The organism is Streptomyces sp. NPDC057438, from assembly GCF_042802995.1.
Classification (GTDB): domain Bacteria; phylum Actinomycetota; class Actinomycetes; order Streptomycetales; family Streptomycetaceae; genus Streptomyces.
This window is the reverse complement of record NZ_JBHVDD010000050.1, coordinates 38,840-54,717: the sequence shown is the minus strand read 5'-3', so window position 1 is coordinate 54,717 and position 15,878 is coordinate 38,840. Positions and strand designations below refer to the sequence as shown.

Sequence of the window (15,878 nt, the reverse complement as noted above, 5' to 3'; positions counted from 1 at the left end):
CGTGTTCCGGATGCCGGACGGGCCGGCACGCCGTCGTCGTGGCGGCTCAGGGCATCAGCGAGTGCAGGTACCTCACCGTCGCCGGGTCGGCCGGGAGGAAGGTCTCGATGGCCAGCTCCGCCACGGTCACGTCCATGGGCGTGTTGAACGTGGACACCGAGGAGATGAAGGACAGCACCCGGCCCTCGTGCTCGATCCGCATCGGCAACGCGAAGTAGGCGACGGGTCCCGCACCGGGCTCCTCGCCGGGTTCGTCGTCGGGAGTGCCCGGTGGCAGCGGGTACGCCGCCACCTCCTCGTAGAGCGCGCGCAGCGGCTCCGAGCGGCGCAGGGCGAGCTGCCGGCCCATCTGCTCCAGCAGATGCCCGCGCCAGGCGCGCAGGTTCCGGATGCGCGGCGCCATGCCCTGCGGGTGCAGGGTCAGCCGCATCGCGTTGAGCGGCGGCGCGAGCAGCGACCCGGGGACACCGTCGAGCAGCATCAGGACGCCCCGGTTGGCGGCCAGCACCTCGTACGTCGCGTTCATCACCAGCGCCGGATACGGCTCGTAGCCCTGGATCAGCCGTTCCATGCCCTCGCGCAGGGCGGCCATCGACGGGTCGTCCAGCGGGGTCTCCGGGTAGTGCGGGGCGTAACCGGCCGCGAGGAGCAGGGCGTTGCGCTCGCGCACGGGCACGTCCAGGTGCTCGGCCAGTCGCAGCACCATCTCCTCGCTCGGCCGGGACCGGCCCGTCTCGACGAAGCTGATGTGCCGCGCCGACGAACCGGCCCGCAGCGCCAACTCCAGCTGACTGACCCGGCGTTGCTCCCGCCAGGCCCGCAGCAGCGGGCCCACGCCCGGATCGGGGAGGGCGGTCGGCCGGCCCGGGGCACCGGTCGGGGCAGTGATCGGGACAGTGGTCATACGGAAAACGTAACCGAGGAGGTGGAGGCAGGCCCGTGCTCCTCCGCCGGATGCAGGGCGCAGACGGCCTCGAACACCGTTCGCACGGCCGGATGTGTACGCCTCCGGCCGTCGGGCGGCCGCCTGACCTGGGAACCGGCCGCGGGGCTGTGGCACGCTGAAAGGGACCGCGCATCACGGAGGGGCGTCTGGGAAGGAGTGGGTCATGTCTGTCGCACCCCTGTCGCCGGAGGAGATCGAGGACCGGCTGGCGGAACTGCCCGGCTGGTCGCTGGCCGGGGACCGGCTCGCGCGCACCTACCGCCTCGGCTCGCACTTCGCGGCCACCGCGCTGGTCGTGCACATCGCCCAGACGCAGGAGGAGCTGAACCACCACTCCGACCTCACCCTCGGTTACGACACCGTCTCGCTGACCCTCAGCACGCACAGCGCGGGCGGCGCCGTCACCGAGAAGGACTTCGAGCTGGCCCGCAGGGTGGAGGCGCTCGCGCCCGGCCACGGGGCGGGCTGAGGCGGGTGCTGGACTACGACAAGGAGGCCGGCGACTACGACGCCCTGCGCGGCGGCGAGCCCCGCGCCGAGGCCGCCGCGCGCGCCGTCCTGGGCCTCGTCCCCGAGGGAGCCCGCCGGATGCTCGACATCGCCTGCGGCACCGGGATCGTGACCCGGCGGCTCGCGGCGGCGCGGGACGGGATGCGGGTCACCGGCCTCGACCTCACCCACGCCATGGCGAGCCGCGCCGCCGTCCGGCTGCCCGGTTCCGTCGTGATCGGTGACGGTCGCCGGCTCCCCTTCCGCGACGGGGAGTTCGACGCCGTGTCCAGCGTCTGGCTGCTGCATCTGCTGGGCGGTCCCGAGGACGTACGGGCCGTGGTCGGCGAGTGCGCCCGGGTGCTGCGCCCCGGTGGTGTCTACGTCACCACCGTCGACAAGGCCGCCTCCCACAACGTGGGCAGCGACATCGACGCCGTGCTCGCGCCGCGCCCCCGGGCCCCGGCCATGGATCCCGCGGCGGCCGTCGAGGAGTACGCCTCCGAACACGGGCTGCGGGTCGCCGGGCACGCCCGGTTTCCGGGCCGGGGCCAGGGCCGCAGCCCCCGCCGTACCGTCGCGGACCTGCGGCGCGGCTGGTTCGTGACCCTCCCGCCCGGCGAACCGCTCGCCGACGCCTACGCGGTACGGCTCGCCTCCCTCCCCGACCAGGACCGCCCGCGCCCGGACCCGGAGTTCAGCCTCAGGGCGTTCCGCAAGTCCGCCTGAGCCGCCGAGACCACGGCCGAACTGGCCGAACTGGCCGAGCCGACGGTCCACGCCCCGTAGCGCCGGTCCGGGGGCCGGCCCCGCCCCCGGACCCGGGCGGGCCGTGCCGGGCCGCTCAGCCCAGCGTCAGCGACGCCTGGACGGGCAGATGGTCGCTGGGGAACTGGCCGTTCGACGCGAAGGTGTTGATGGCCGCCCGGTGTGCCGTGACGCCCGGGGTGGTCAGGATCCAGTCGATACGGTCGCCGCCCGGGGTCAGCGGGCGGTAGCCGTGGAACGTGGCGTACAGGTCGGTGCGCTCGGCCGCCGAGTCCCAGGTGTCCACGAGCCCGGCGCCCAGCATCGTGTCGTAGACCGGGTTGCGGTGGGCCGCCACGTTGAAGTCCCCGGTGACGACGAGGGGGAGCGACCGGTCGAGCCCGGCGATACGCCGGACGATCAGGGCGGCGGCGCGGTCGCGGGCGTACTGGCTGAGGTTGTCGAGATGGGTGTTGAGGACGTAGAACTCCCGGTCGCCGTCCTGGAGATCGCGGAACCTGACCCAGGTGACCATCCGGATGGAGCCGCCGCCCCAGGTGTTCGAGCCGGGCACCTCCGGGGTGTCGGAGAGCCAGAAGTGCCGGTACTCCACGGGGGCGAGCCGGCGGGTGTCGTAGAAGACCGCCATGAACTCGTCGCGGTTGCCGCCCGCGCGTCCGGTGCCGATCCAGCGGTGGTTCCCGCCGAGGTCGGTCTCGATGTCGAGCAGTTGCTGGTGGAGGCCCTCCTGGGTGCCGATGACATGGGGTGCCTCCTGTCGCAGCAGGGCCCGCGTCACGGGTCTGCGAACGGCCCAGCTGTGGGGCCGGACGGTGTTCGCGTACCGCAGATTGAAGGACATGGTGGAGAGCGGGGGCACGGCGGCCTCCTCTTCCGCCGCCGCGGCGGCCGGTGCGCTGGTCAGTCCGGAGGTGCGGGACAACGGCAACAGTACCGCCGCGGCGAGGGCGGTCTTGAGGCCCAGTCGGCGCGTGACGCGGCTGTGGTTCGGCACAGGGGCTCCTTCTGTGAAGGTCTCCGGGCGAGCCGTGCGTACACACTCTGGGATGCCCCACCGTGCCCGTCATGAACATGTAGAGAGAGAAGGGGTGCGGGGTTCGACAGGGCGGCTGCACAGGGTTCGAAGAGGGCGCGCGCCCGACCCGGACGCGCGCCCTCTTTCTCGTCCTGCCCGGGTGTCAGGTCACCGCGCAGGACTGGTCACCGAGCTTGAACACGGTCGGTCTGCCGTTCGTCCCCGACCAGCTCCCGGTGAAGCCGAAGCTCACCGACGAACCGGCCGCCACATTGCCGTTCCCGGCGATGTTCTTCGCCGTGACCGCCGACCCCGACTGTGTGTGGTCGGCGTTCCACAGCTGGGAGACGGTCTGGCCGTTCGGGAAGGTCCAGCCGAGGGACCAGCCGGTCCACGCGCTCGTCCCCGTGTTGGCGAGCCGCACGTCCGCCTGGAAGCCACCCGGCCACTCGCCCGTGACCTTGTACGTCACCGCGCAGGCCCCCGTCGGCCCCGGACCGGGGTCCGTGCCCCCGCCCCCGCCGCCCGTGTCGGAGGAGTCGCCGTAGACGATCCCGCGCCCGTTCGTGGAGACATAGACCCGCCCGTACACCCGCGGGTCACCCGTGATCGCCGCCCCCGTCCAGCCCCACTGGTGGGCGTCGTCGTTGATCCGGGTCCAGGTCGCGCCCTTGTCCGTCGAGCGGAAGATGCCGCGCACCCCGCCGATCTTCGCGCTGGTGTACAGCGTCTGGTACGACGCCCCCGAGGCCGCCTTGCCGAAGCCGATCGTGTCGGCCTGCTCGACGCCGGCGAGCTTGGTGAAGGTGGCGCCCGCGTCCGTGGAGTGCCACAGACCGTACGCGCCGTCCGCGGCCCCGCCCGCCAGCCACACGTCACCCTTCACCCCGGGCAGCGCCTTGAAGCGCACGCTGTCGCCGCTCGGCAGACCGGTCGCGTTCGAGGCGGTGAAGGTGGCCCCGCCGTCCGAACTGACGTAGAACTTGCCCGACTTGAAGCCGTAGAAGGTCTTCGGGTCCACCCGGTCGGACTCGACGACCGCGTCGGCCGGGATGCCGCTCGACGCCGACCACGAGGTACCGAATCCGGCCGTGTGGCGCACGCCCGTGCCCGCCGGGCTCCACACGAACCGGCTGCCGTCCGAGGCCGCCGCGACCGTGCCGCCGCCGCTCACGCCCGACGGGTCCGTACCGGCGAACCAGTTGGCCCCGTTGTCCGTGGAGAAGGCGATGTGAGGGCCGGAGTCCAGGTTGCCGACCCGCACGGCCGTGTTCGGGTCGGCCTCGGCGAAGTCCAGACTGGTCGTCGTCGTGAAGTTCGGCTGGGTGAACATCATCGACGGGACCTTCGTCAGGTCCGTGTGCCGGAAGCCGCCGACGTCACCGAGCGCGCTGAGCAGCGGGGCACCGGACGGCGGCGAGGCCAGGTCGTTGACCGCCGTCTCCTCCAGGCCCCGCACCATCGGTTTGATGGCGAACTGGCCGCCGCTGTCCCAGTTCCCCAGGTTCTCCGTGCCGTAGATCGTGGCGCCCGTCCCGTACATCATCCGGTTCGAGTCGAACGGGTCGATCTCCAGCGCCTCGGTCATCCAGCCGAGCTTGGGGGTCTGCTCCGGCGGTGCGGGGCTGGCGCCCCAGGTCAGCCAGGGGGAGGACGAGACGTCCATGGTGAAGCGGTTGGAGCGGTTCGGATAGGAGGTGTAGTCCCACGCCCGCGTCCAGGTCGCGCCGCTGTCCGTCGAGCGGAAGATCTGGGTGTCCGGCCACCAGGAGCTGTAGGCCGTCGCCATGACCGTGCCCGGATCCTGCCGGTCGACGCTCAGCCCGCTGAAGCCGTAGTGGGTGTCGGCCTCGGCCACCGGGCTGATGTTCGTCCAGGTGCCCGTCGCGGTGGCGTACCGCCACAGCTGGCCCTTGCCCCCGTCGTAGGGCCCGCCCTTGTCGCTGTACGACAGGTACAGGTAACCCTTCGTCGCGTCCAGGACGCCCTTGTGGGCCAGGTATCCGGTCGGCTGTCCGGCCACGCGCGACCAGGTCGCGCCCGCGTCGGTGGACCGGTACACCGCGTTGTCCTTGTCGGCGACCCCGACGTAGATGGTCTTCGTCGCGTTGCCGGAGGTCCCCGTGGTCTCGTCGAAGGTGACCCAGACGATGCCCTGGTTGTCGCTGTTGTACCCGCTCGTGTCGGAGGGATCGGCCACGTAGTTGCCGACGTTGGGGAAGTTCGTCACCTGCGACCAGGTGGCCCCCGAGTCCGTCGAGCGCCACAGGCCCTTGCCGCTGGGCGCCCCCAGGTACAGCACGCTGTTCTTGTTCGGGTCGACGGCCAGCCGCTCGCCCATGCCCCGGCCCGGCATGTTCCCGCCCAGCTTGAACGGCAGATCGGCCTTCCGCCAGCTGGCCCCCCGGTCCGACGACCGCAGGACCGCCCCGTTCCCCGGGTCCCAGCTGTTGGTGTACGTCCCGGCCGCCACGTACACCTTGTTCGGGTCGACGGAGTCGGAGGCGAGGCTCACGACCCCCGTGTGCCCCCAGTCGTCCCAGCCGACGGAGTCCAGCAGCGGGGTCCAGGTCTTCGACGACTCCACCCAGCGGTAGGCCCCGCCGATGTCGGTGCGCGCGTAAGCGAGGTTCTTCTCCTTGCGGTTGAACACGATGCCGGGGACGAAGCCGCCGCCGTCGATCCGGGCGTTCTTCCAGGTGTAGGTGTCGGCGGCGACGGAGACCGGCTTCTCGGCCTTTCCTGCGGCCAACGCGGGTGGGGATCCGGCGAGAAGGCCGGCCGCGAGGGCCAGGACGGTGGTGAGGACGCGGGTTCTTCGCAAGGGGGATCCTCTCCTGACGAGTGGGGGGAAATCTCAGAAAAGGGCACACGGACCCCGCGCCCGTGAGGGGCGCGGGGCCGTGCGCGGTGCGCGGCTGTCTACTCCAGGAGTTCCGCGTACGAACCCATGGCCAAAGCGATGTCCGCCTGGGCCCAGAACCGGTGGTAGGTGAACGAGGGCGCGGCGCCACCGGCCAGGTACGCCTCGATCTTCGACCAGGCCGGATCGTCCTCGTAGAACGACCGGATCGACTCGAACGTCGACGACGAGTTGATCGTGTCGCCGTTCGGCATGGTCCCGGTCCACCCGCTCGGCACGTACACCCGGTCGTCGAACCGGTTGTAGTCGGCCCGTGTCTCGGGGACGGCGATCCCGAGCCCGTCCCGGTGGTGGTCCCACATCCCGTCCAGCAGCGCCTTCGCGACCCGGGCCGCGTCCGCGTCACCGGAGCGGTCGGCGTAGTACGTCAGGGTCTTGGCGTACGCGGCCGCCACGCCCACGTCGTCGGTGTAGTCGGCGACGGTGACGTGCAGTCCCGCGTTGGCGCCGGGACTCGACGCGTTCCAGGTGTCGGGCGCGCCGGACCACTGGAGGGTCGACGGAATCCGGTAGGTCCCGTCCGGGTTGACCGTCGTCTTCGACAGCGCCCAGTCCACCCACTTGTCCAGCACGGTCTTCGCCGCCGCGTTGCCCGTCTGCTGGTAGTACTCGGCGACGCGCTCCATGGACCACGCCTGGAAGCCGAACCACTGGTTGGACGGCGGGTCGTGGTACACGGGCTTCTCGTCGTAGAACATGCCGTAGAAGGTCGGCGTCCCGGCCGGGGGAGTGGCGTACCGCCCCGCCCAGCTGTTGGTGGCGCCGCCCGCGATGCCGCCCTCGTCGGACTGCAGCCAGCGGTAGAACTCGATCTGCCGGTCGAGGGACTTGGCCCAGTCCGCCTGCCCGGTCGCCGACTTCGGCTTCAGCGGGGCGTAGTTGGCCAGGGCGTACGCGGCCAGCGGGTTCTGGTAGCCGCCGTGCGTGTGGCTGGAGCCGATGCGCCAGGACCAGCCGGCGCTGGTGTCGGTGGCGCCGCCCCACGCGTAGTACCAGGAGAGCAGATAGAAGGAGGAGTCCTTGCCGGTGCCCGCGGGGCAACTGGTCGGACCCACACAGTTCCCGACCTTCTTGAAGTACTTGTCGTACATCCCGTAGCGCAGGTAGTCACCCATCTTCGCGGCCTTGCCGATGGTCGCGGAGACGTCGCCGCCCTTGCCCTGCTCCTTGGCCCACTTGTCCGCCCAGTACGCGGCCTGCACGGCCCGCGCGTCGGCGTCCGGGGCGTTGGTGAACTTCCACTGCTTGGAGTAGGAGGTGTCACGGGTGAACAGGTCCAGGTAGCCGTTCCTGCCGCCGTACTTGAACTGGTCGCAGGTGGGCTGAGGCACGGTCTCCCACACGGACTCCTGCGGCCCGCGCTGGAAGGTGTTGATGTACGAAGGACCGGTGTCCGCCGGACCCGCCTCGCACTTGCCGGGCGAGTTGCCGTAGCCGTAGACGTTGTCGACGTCCTGCAGCCAGTGCATGCCGTACACGTCGTCCGTGCCGTAGGCGCTCTTGAGCTCGGCGGCGATGGGGTCCGAACCGACCGAGACGTTGGCGTTGAGCTGCGCCGGATACTCGTTGGGGGTGTCGTGTTCAGGCGCGTAGGTCGCCGGCTTGGAGGCGTTGTAGAAGGAGTTGGTGGGCTGGTCCTGCTTGGTCGGGATCATGTACTTCTCCATGATCTCCCAGGCGCCGTTGAACTTGGACCAGTCGCCCGTCACCTTGCCGTACATGGCCTGCAGCCACAGGAGGTAGCTGTACGCCTCCGAGGTCGTCTCATGGCCGTGGTCCGGCGCCTCGACGATCAGGGTCTCCACCGAGTGGTACGGGATGCCCTCGGGGGAGAAGTAGCCGTTCGCCGGGTTGGTGATCTTGCCGTACATCTCCAGGAAGCGTTCGTCGTAGGTGCTCGACGCGGCCAGCTGGGTGACGGTCACCGAGGCCTTGGCGTGGCCGGTGGCCGTCGAGTCGAAGACCGCCGAGCCGGTGCCGGAGGCGTTCGCTCCGATGGTCACCTTCTGCGCGGTGTTCCAGTTCGACGGCGTGAAGGTCAGCGATCCGCCGCCCGTCACGGAGAGCCCGGTGTTGCCGGACGCCCGCGCGGTCGTGACCGTCACGTTGCCGGACGGCTGTGTCGAGAGCTTCACGTCGTACGTGCCCGACTGGCCCTGACGGACACCCAGTTGGGACGGCGAGACCACCACGGCGGGACCCGAGGCGACCGTGATGCCGACCGGCGTGGAGCTCGCGGACGCGCCCAGGCTGTCGTACGCCTTGGCCACCAGCGAGTGACCGCCCACGCCCAGCCCGGTGGCCGAGTGGGTGTACGGCGCGGTCGTGTCCGTGCCCAGCAGCGTGGTGTCGTCGTAGAACTCGACCTTGGTGATGGTCGCGCTGTCCGCGGCGGCCGCGGTGGCCGCCATCGGCACGGCGGTGCCCTGGGAGTACACCGCGCCCGGCGCCGGGCTGGTCAGCACCGTGATCGGCGGCTGGTGCGCGCCCACACAGGTGGTGCCGTTGACCGCGAAGCCGGTCGGCGCCGCGTTCGCGCCGCTGTACGTGAACTGGGCACCGGTGCTCACGGCGGCCCCGACGGCGATCGTGCCGTTCCAGGACGCGTTCTTCGCCGTCACCGACTTGCCGGACTGCGACCAGGTGCCGCTCCAGCCGTTGCTGAGCGTCTGGTTGCCGGCGTAGGCGTAGGTCAGGGTCCAGCCGTTGATGGCCTCGGTACCCCGGTTGGTGATCGTCAGCTCGGCGGTGAATCCCGAGCCCCAGTCGTTGGTCTTGTAGTCGACGTTGCAGGCGACCGCGGCCGCGCTGGCCGAGGTCGAGCCGGTGGCGAGCATCGTCAGGGGGAGGGCGAAGGCCGCGACCACGGCCGTCCACAGGCGCCGAGAGGCACGGCGTCTCCGTCTGGGGTGCATGCGCTGGTTCCTTCCGTGCGGCTCTGGCGCGAAGGTGGGGGCGGAGCGGCAACAACAAGCCTTGAACCAGTGGGAGCGCTCCCATATTGAGGAGGAGGGCGCAAGGGGTCAAGGCGTTTGAAGAGTCGAAAAGATTCGATCAGGGGAGGAAAGATTCATCCGTCGCAATAACGCAAGACCTCTGTCTTTTACCGTGACTTGGCGCTACCTTCACCAGCACCAGTGGGAGCGGTTCCACCAGTCGACGCGTTCGTCCCAGACGCGTCCGAGCTGCGAGGGACGCTCGAAGAACACCCCCAGTGTTCAGGTCTTTTACTCGCCTCGGCGACAGCGCGACGACTCCTCCTCGTACACCCCACTACGGAAGAGGAAACCCGCACTCATGAGCCGTACCAGAACAGCACTTCTGGCTGCGTTGGCGCTGGTCGCCGGTGCCGCCGGGACCTCCATGGCCGCGGTGCCGGACGACTCCGGCGTCCAGGCGGTTCCCTGCACGGTCGACTACAAGGTCCAGAACCAGTGGTCCACCGGATTCACCGCCGCCGTCACCATCACCAACAACGGTGCTGCGAAGTCCTCGTGGGCCGCGAAGTGGTCGTACGCCGGGAACCAGCAGGTCACCAACGGCTGGAACTCCCGGATCACCCAGAGCGGTTCGTCGGTGACCGCCGCCAACGAGACGTACAACGGCACGCTGGCCACCGGCGGTTCGGTCAGCTTCGGCTTCCAGGCCTCCTACAGCGGAAGCAACGCCCTGCCGGCGACCTTCACGCTCGACGGCGTCACCTGCAACGTCGACGACGGCGGTGGCGGCCCGGGCGAGCCGGGCCCCGGCACGCCGGGCAGCAGGGTGGACAACCCGTACTCCGGCGCCAAGGTGTACGTGAACCCGGAGTGGTCCGCGAACGCCGCCGCCGAACCGGGCGGCAGCCGGATCTCCAACCAGCCGACGGGCGTCTGGCTGGACCGCACCGCCGCCATCGCGGGTGCGGGCGGCAAGATGGGCCTGCGCGCCCACCTCGACGAGGCGCTGAAGCAGAAGGGCTCGGGCGAACTCGTCGTCCAGCTGGTGATCTACAACCTGCCCGGCCGTGACTGCTCGGCCCTCGCCTCCAACGGCGAGCTGGGCCCGACGGAGATCGACAAGTACAAGACGCAGTACATCGACCCGATCAAGGCGATCCTCGCCGACTCCAAGTACGCCGGCCTGCGGATCGTCACCACGATCGAGATCGACTCGCTGCCCAACCTCGTCACCAACGTCGGCAGCCGCCCGACGGCCGTGCCCCAGTGCGACGTGATGAAGGCCAACGGGAACTACGTCAAGGGTGTCGGGTACGCGCTCAACAAGCTGGGTGACGTCCCCAACGTCTACAACTACGTCGACGCCGGCCACCACGGCTGGCTCGGCTGGGACGACAACTTCGCCCCCTCCGCCGCCATCATGAAGGAGGCCGCGACCGCCGAGGGCGCCACGGTCAACGACGTCCACGGCTTCATCACCAACACGGCCAACTACAGCGCGCTGAAGGAGAACAACTTCACCATCAACGACACCGCGGGCGGCAAGTCGGTCCGTGAGTCGAAGTGGGTGGACTGGAACCGTTACGTCGACGAGCTGTCCTTCGCCCAGGCCTTCCGTGCCCAGGCGGTCACGGCGGGCTTCAACTCGAACATCGGCATGCTGATCGACACCTCCCGCAACGGCTGGGGCGGCGCCGCACGGCCCACCGGACCGGGGGCGACGACCACCGTCGACACGTACGTGGACGGCGGGCGCTACGACCGCCGCTTCAACACCGGCAACTGGTGCAACCAGGCCGGAGCCGGTCTCGGGGAACGTCCGAAGGCCGCCCCGGCGACGGGGATCGACGCCTACGTGTGGATGAAGCCGCCGGGTGAGTCCGACGGGTCCAGCTCCCTCATCCCGAACGACGAGGGCAAGGGCTTCGACCGCATGTGCGACCCGACGTACACGGGCAACCCGCGCAACAACCACAACATGTCCGGTGCCCTCGGGAACGCCCCGATCTCCGGGAAATGGTTCTCCGCCCAGTTCCAGCAGCTGATGCAGAACGCGTACCCCGCGCTCTGAGTCCGCTCCGCTGAGCCGGTCCGCCAGGGGCAGTCACACTTCCCCCACCCTCTGGCGGACCGGTGGCATGTCCGTGTGAGCCACGTCACGATGAGGGAGGTGGGCGGGAGCGATGAGTTCCGGGCGGCGCGGCGGTCTTCATCGCCGTAAGCCCGTGACAGTGACAGTGGCAGGAAAAGAGAACCCCATGCGCATCGTGATCTGCGAGTTCATGAGCCTGGACGGCGTCGTGCAGGCGCCCGGCGGTCCCGACGAGGACACCGAGGGCGGGTTCGCCCACGGCGGCTGGACGCACCCGTTCTTCGACCCGGAGGTCGTGGGCGGTGCCTGGGACGGCGCGCTGGGCCGGGCGGACGCGCTCCTCTTCGGCCGCCGCACCTGGCGGGCGATGGCCGGGGCGTGGCCGGACCGGGCGGGCGACCCCTTCGCCGACCGGATGAACTCCCTGCGCAAGTACGTCGTGTCCGCCACGCTCGCCGAATCCGAACTGACCTGGGAGAACACCACGCGGATCCCGGGCGCGGAGGCCGTCGCGCACCTCCGCAAACTCCGTGAGGCCGACGGCGGCGACCTGCTCGTCATGGGCAGCCCCACCCTCGCCCGCACCCTCCTCGCGGAGGGTCTCGCCGACGAACTGGTCCTGATCGTCATGCCGGTCGTCCTCGGCGGCGGAAAGACGATCTTCCCCGGCGACGGCGCCAAGCGCACCCTGGAACTGGTCTCCACGACCACCAGTGGTACGGGGGCGAACGTGTGCGTCTACCGGACGGCGGACCAGGACTGAGCCGGCGTTCCGTCGGCCGCGCGTCAGAGGTGTATCGACGCTGTATCGGCACAGCGGTTTTGCCGATATGGCAAGGGGAGTGGCCCTTCTCCGGCGCGTCGGAGCAAGCTGGCCGCACCCGGAAGAGAGGCACACCGCCATGGGACAGCACCACCACGGCCATCAACACCACAGCGGCCAGCACGGCCATCAACACCACAGCGGCCAGCACGGCCATCAACACCACAGTGGCCACAGTGGCCACAACGACGTCGACTGGGGCGAGCTGGCCGAGCATCTGGAGGAACAGGCCGAGCTGTTCGCGCCGCTGAACCGGCAGGCCGCCGCCTGGGTCGCCACCCGGCAGCCCGACCCGGGGCTGGTCGTCGACGTCGGCAGCGGGCCGGGGGTCGTGAGCTGTCTGCTGGCCGAGGTGTTCCCCGGTGCCAGGGTCGTCGCCCTGGACGGCTCCGGACCGCTGCTGGAGCGGGCCCGCGCCCGTGCCGAACGGCTCGGGCTCGCCGACCGGTTCGGCATCCTGGAGGCCGAACTGCCGGACGGGCTGGGCGACCTGGAGTACCCCGCCGACCTGCTGTGGGCGAGCCGCAGTCTGCACCACCTCGGCGACCAGCGCGCGGGCCTCGCCGCCTTCGCCGAACGCCTGGCCCCCGGTGGCACGTTGGCCGTCGTCGAGGGCGGGCTGCCCAGCCGGTTCCTGCCGCGTGACATCGGCATCGGCCGCCCCGGACTGCAGTCCCGGCTCGACGCCGCGGAGGACCGGTGGTTCGGCGAGATGCGGGCCGCGCTGCCCGGCAGCGTCGCGGAGCCCGAGGACTGGCCGGGGCTGCTGACCGCGGCGGGCCTGCGCGAGGCGACGTCCCGCACCTTCCTGCTGGACGTTCCGGCTCCCGTCCCGGAGGCCGCCCGGGCCTACGCCGTGGCCTCCTTCCAGCGCGGCCGCGGGAACCTCGCGGACCTCCTCGACGCCACCGACCTCGCGACCGTCGACCGGCTCCTCGACCCCGACGACAAGGCGAGCCTGCACCACCGCACGGACCTGTTCGTCCTCGCGGCCCAGACGGTGCACATGGCCCGGCGCTGACGCACGTCCCCGGCGCGCACCGACGACGACCGGCCTCGACTTCGAGAACGCTTCACGTGGTGGACTCCGTCTGTCGGCCCCACTCCGGTCGGCCGACAGGAGAAAGAGGGGGAAGCCCATGCCCGAAGCACCGGTCGCGCTCATCACCGGCGGCGGCAGTGGCATCGGCGCCGCGGTCGTCCGGCGGCTGCTCGACCTCGGCCACCGGGTGGTCGTCACCGGCCGCAGGGCCGAGCGGCTGCGGGCGTTCGCCGTCGAACTCGGTGATCCCGAGGGACTGTTGACGATTCCGGGCAACGCCGCCGAGTACGCGGACGTCCAGGCGGCGGTGGATGCCACGCTGAAGGAGTTCGGGCGGATCGACACCGTCGTCGCCAACGCCGGGTTCGGCACCCACGACACCGTCGCCGAGGGGGACCCCGCGGGGTGGACGGAGATGGTGCTGACCGATGTGCCGGGTCCGGCCTGCTCGTGAGGGCCTCCACCGACGCCCTCAAGGAGACCCGGGGGCGGATCATGCTGGTCGGCAGCGTCGCCGGGTTCATCCGCGGTCCCGGCAACATCTACGGGCGACCATGGGGGTACCTCCCGCTCGAGCGAAGCCGAGAGTGGGGGAGGGCGGTGACCGGGCTCGCCGAGAACACCAGGCGGCAGGTCACCGAGTGGGGCGTCGGCGTGACCCTGATCGCGCCCGGCCGTGTGGAGACCCCGTTCTGGGACGCCTGCGGCAGCCTGCCGCCCGGCCGCCTCCTGACGGCCGACCAGATCGCCGACTCCGTGGTCCGGGCGATCCGGCAGCCGCCCGGCGTCGACGTCAACACCGTCGTCGCGCGCCCGATCGGGCAGCCGGTCCGAGAACCGCGCCGCGTCCTGGCGGGCGTGCTCCCGGACGCGGCGCCGGCACGCCGGACCGCCCGCCGGACGAGGTCCGACGGGCGGTCAGCCGTCCCCGTGCTCCCGGCGCGCCGGGCAGGCGCGGGGCGGGGCCCGGTCTCAGGCCTGGTCGAACGTCGCCGGGTCCGGACCGATGCGCCGGTCCTCGTTCAGCGCGCTGATCGCGGCGATGTCCTCCGCGTCCAGGGAGAAGTCGAAGACCTCGATGTTCTCCTTGATGCGGGACGGGGTCACCGACTTGGGGATGACCACGTTGCCCAGCTGGAGGTGCCAGCGCAGGACCACCTGGGCGGGGGTGCGGCCGTGCTTCTGCGCGATCGCGATGAGCGCCGGGACCTCCAGGAGCCCCTTGCCCTGGCCGAGCGGCGACCAGGCCTCGGTGGCGATGCCCTGCTCCGCGTGGTACTCACGGGCCGCGCGCTGCTGGAGGTGCGGGTGCAGCTCGATCTGGTTGACCGCCGGGATGACGCTCGTGGCCTCGATCAGCGTCTCCAGGTGCTCCGGAAGGAAGTTGGAGACACCGATGGCCTTCGCGCGGCCGTCCGCGTAGATCTTCTCGAACGCCTTGAAGGTGTCCACGGCCCTGCCCCGGGCGGGCATCGGCCAGTGGATCAGATACAGATCCACGTACTCCAGGCCGAGCTTGGCCAGGGACGTGTCGAAGGCGCGGAGGGTGGAGTCGTAGCCCTGGTCGCTGTTCCAGAGCTTGGTGGTGACGAAGAGATCCTCGCGGGGCACGTCGGCCGAGGCGATGGCCTTGCCGGTGCCCTCTTCGTTGCCGTAGATGGCGGCGGTGTCGATGCTGCGGTAGCCGGCCTCCAGCGCGGTGGTGACCGCCTGCTCGGCCTCGTCGTCCGGCACCTGCCACACGCCGAAGCCCAGCTGGGGCATCTCGACGCCGTTGTTCAGGATGATCGGGGGGACCTTGCTGCTCACGAGCTCTCGATCCTTAGGTCGTCGGGTGGTACTTCCCATCGTCAACGATCACGGAGCGCGATGCATTCCTGAGCGGACCCCTCGCGCTCCGAATCGCAGATCGGCCGGAAATGGATCCGGTGGTTCAAGCGTATCGGTCTGGACCATTGACCGAACACGGTCATGAGGAGACTCTGTCACTGCCGCAGCGCGCGCCGCTGATTGATGGTCACATACGCGAATGGATGGCTCATGACCCCCACGCGAAGGAACGTCCTCGGCGCCGCGCTCGGCGGTGCCGCCGCGGCCGGGCTGTCCGCCCCCGCCGCGCACGCCGCCTCCTGGCAGTTGAGGTGGTCCCCCTCGGCGAGCGCCGACGGACTGCGCGCCTTCGAGACCCTGGAGGACGACCGCGCCGGCTCGCACGCCTCCGCCTCGCCGCACATCCGCGCCGTCGGCGACACCTGGCGCTTCGACATGCACACCGTCGACCGGGACACCGCCACCGACCGCCAGCGTCACGAGGTCACCGGCCTGCGCACGGGCGGCGGCTTCCTGCGCTGGACCGAGGGCCAGACCTGGCGCGTCACCTACGGGATGTACATTCCGGCTTCGCTGCGGGCGACCACCAGCTTCACGCACATCATGCAGATGAAGCAGCCCGGCGCCGGCACCTCGCCACTGGTGGTGCAGTCCCTGCGGCGGGTCGACGGAACACAGACCATCGAGCTGACGCTGCCGATCGACGGCATCCTCGTCGGCCGCACCGCCCTGGCGCCCCTGCACGACTCCTGGGTCGACGTCGATTTCCAGGTCAGGATCGGCAACGACTCGGCCGGTTCGGTGCGCTGGATCCTCAGGAAGGGCCCGGCCACCCTGATCGACGTCTCCCGCTCCGGCGTGGACACCTTCCTCGCCGACCGCCTGCGCCCCAAGTGGGGCATCTACCGCTCCCTCAAAGACACCTCGGGCTCCCTGCGGAACTGCCACCTGCTGCTGCGGAACATGAAGGGCTACCAACTGGTCTGACCGGGAAAGGGGGAGGCAGGGCCG

The 15,878-nt window shown here is 70.6% G+C and carries 11 protein-coding genes and 1 pseudogene; 7 read left to right on the top strand and 5 right to left on the bottom strand.

The window, feature by feature from the left end; genetic code table 11:
• Window positions 1-46: 46 nt before the first annotated feature.
• A complete protein-coding gene (locus ACFU5F_RS25250; RefSeq protein ID WP_383891391.1) occupies window positions 47-904 on the bottom strand; it encodes a helix-turn-helix domain-containing protein in 858 nt (285 codons plus the stop codon).
• A 205-nt stretch (window positions 905-1,109) separates the two neighbouring features.
• Between ACFU5F_RS25250 and ACFU5F_RS25245 the strand changes: the two genes are divergently transcribed.
• The gene (locus ACFU5F_RS25245) at window positions 1,110-1,415 is read left to right on the top strand and encodes a 4a-hydroxytetrahydrobiopterin dehydratase (protein WP_383891389.1); all 306 of its coding nucleotides are present in this window, start codon (window positions 1,110-1,112) and stop codon (window positions 1,413-1,415) included.
• Between the two features lie 5 nt (window positions 1,416-1,420).
• Complete coding sequence (locus ACFU5F_RS25240; protein ID WP_383891386.1) at window positions 1,421-2,164, top strand: class I SAM-dependent methyltransferase; 744 nt, start codon at window positions 1,421-1,423, stop codon at window positions 2,162-2,164.
• A 115-nt stretch (window positions 2,165-2,279) separates the two neighbouring features.
• On the opposite strand, the gene ACFU5F_RS25235 is transcribed toward ACFU5F_RS25240, so the two are convergent.
• From ACFU5F_RS25235 to ACFU5F_RS25225, 3 genes are all read right to left on the bottom strand, one after another.
• Entirely contained in the window at window positions 2,280-3,197 is a 918-nt protein-coding gene (locus ACFU5F_RS25235) for an endonuclease/exonuclease/phosphatase family protein (protein WP_383891383.1), read from the bottom strand.
• Window positions 3,198-3,381: 184 nt separating this feature from the next.
• Complete coding sequence (locus tag ACFU5F_RS25230) at window positions 3,382-6,042, bottom strand: cellulose binding domain-containing protein (protein ID WP_383891380.1); 2,661 nt, start codon at window positions 6,040-6,042, stop codon at window positions 3,382-3,384.
• Between the two features lie 98 nt (window positions 6,043-6,140).
• Window positions 6,141-9,056, bottom strand: a complete 2,916-nt coding sequence (locus ACFU5F_RS25225; protein WP_383891376.1) for a glycoside hydrolase family 48 protein — start codon at window positions 9,054-9,056, stop codon at window positions 6,141-6,143.
• 382 nt (window positions 9,057-9,438) lie between these two features.
• On the opposite strand from ACFU5F_RS25225, the gene ACFU5F_RS25220 reads away from it, so the two are divergent.
• From ACFU5F_RS25220 to ACFU5F_RS25205, 4 genes and pseudogenes are all read left to right on the top strand, one after another.
• The gene (locus ACFU5F_RS25220) at window positions 9,439-11,151 is read left to right on the top strand and encodes a glycoside hydrolase family 6 protein (RefSeq protein WP_383891373.1); all 1,713 of its coding nucleotides are present in this window, start codon (window positions 9,439-9,441) and stop codon (window positions 11,149-11,151) included.
• 187 nt (window positions 11,152-11,338) lie between these two features.
• Window positions 11,339-11,935, top strand: a complete 597-nt coding sequence (locus ACFU5F_RS25215; protein ID WP_383891370.1) for a dihydrofolate reductase family protein — start codon at window positions 11,339-11,341, stop codon at window positions 11,933-11,935.
• Window positions 11,936-12,074: 139 nt separating this feature from the next.
• Complete coding sequence (locus ACFU5F_RS25210) at window positions 12,075-13,016, top strand: class I SAM-dependent methyltransferase (RefSeq protein WP_383891367.1); 942 nt, start codon at window positions 12,075-12,077, stop codon at window positions 13,014-13,016.
• A gap of 118 nt (window positions 13,017-13,134) precedes the next feature.
• Window positions 13,135-13,865, top strand: a pseudogene (locus ACFU5F_RS25205) (SDR family oxidoreductase); the annotation flags it as partial.
• 144 nt (window positions 13,866-14,009) lie between these two features.
• Here the strand turns inward: ACFU5F_RS25205 and ACFU5F_RS25200 are convergent.
• Window positions 14,010-14,846 (bottom strand): aldo/keto reductase, encoded by an 837-nt coding sequence (locus ACFU5F_RS25200; RefSeq protein ID WP_383891364.1) that lies wholly within the window; start codon window positions 14,844-14,846, stop codon window positions 14,010-14,012.
• A 231-nt stretch (window positions 14,847-15,077) separates the two neighbouring features.
• Between ACFU5F_RS25200 and ACFU5F_RS25195 the strand changes: the two genes are divergently transcribed.
• Entirely contained in the window at window positions 15,078-15,854 is a 777-nt protein-coding gene (locus ACFU5F_RS25195) for a Tat pathway signal sequence domain protein (protein WP_383891361.1), read from the top strand.
• The last annotated feature ends 24 nt before the right edge of the window (window positions 15,855-15,878 follow it).

Excerpts from the sequence above, each read along its gene's own strand:
- ACFU5F_RS25225 (WP_383891376.1), bottom strand. The coding sequence starts at position 9,056 with ATGCACCCCAGACGGAGACGCCGTGCCTCTCGGCGCCTGTGGACGGCC.
- ACFU5F_RS25210 (WP_383891367.1), top strand. The coding sequence starts at position 12,075 with ATGGGACAGCACCACCACGGCCATCAACACCACAGCGGCCAGCACGGC.
- ACFU5F_RS25250 (WP_383891391.1), bottom strand. The coding sequence starts at position 904 with ATGACCACTGTCCCGATCACTGCCCCGACCGGTGCCCCGGGCCGGCCG.
- ACFU5F_RS25245 (WP_383891389.1), top strand. The coding sequence starts at position 1,110 with ATGTCTGTCGCACCCCTGTCGCCGGAGGAGATCGAGGACCGGCTGGCG.
- ACFU5F_RS25220 (WP_383891373.1), top strand. The coding sequence starts at position 9,439 with ATGAGCCGTACCAGAACAGCACTTCTGGCTGCGTTGGCGCTGGTCGCC.
- ACFU5F_RS25195 (WP_383891361.1), top strand. The coding sequence starts at position 15,078 with ATGACCCCCACGCGAAGGAACGTCCTCGGCGCCGCGCTCGGCGGTGCC.
- ACFU5F_RS25215 (WP_383891370.1), top strand. The coding sequence starts at position 11,339 with ATGCGCATCGTGATCTGCGAGTTCATGAGCCTGGACGGCGTCGTGCAG.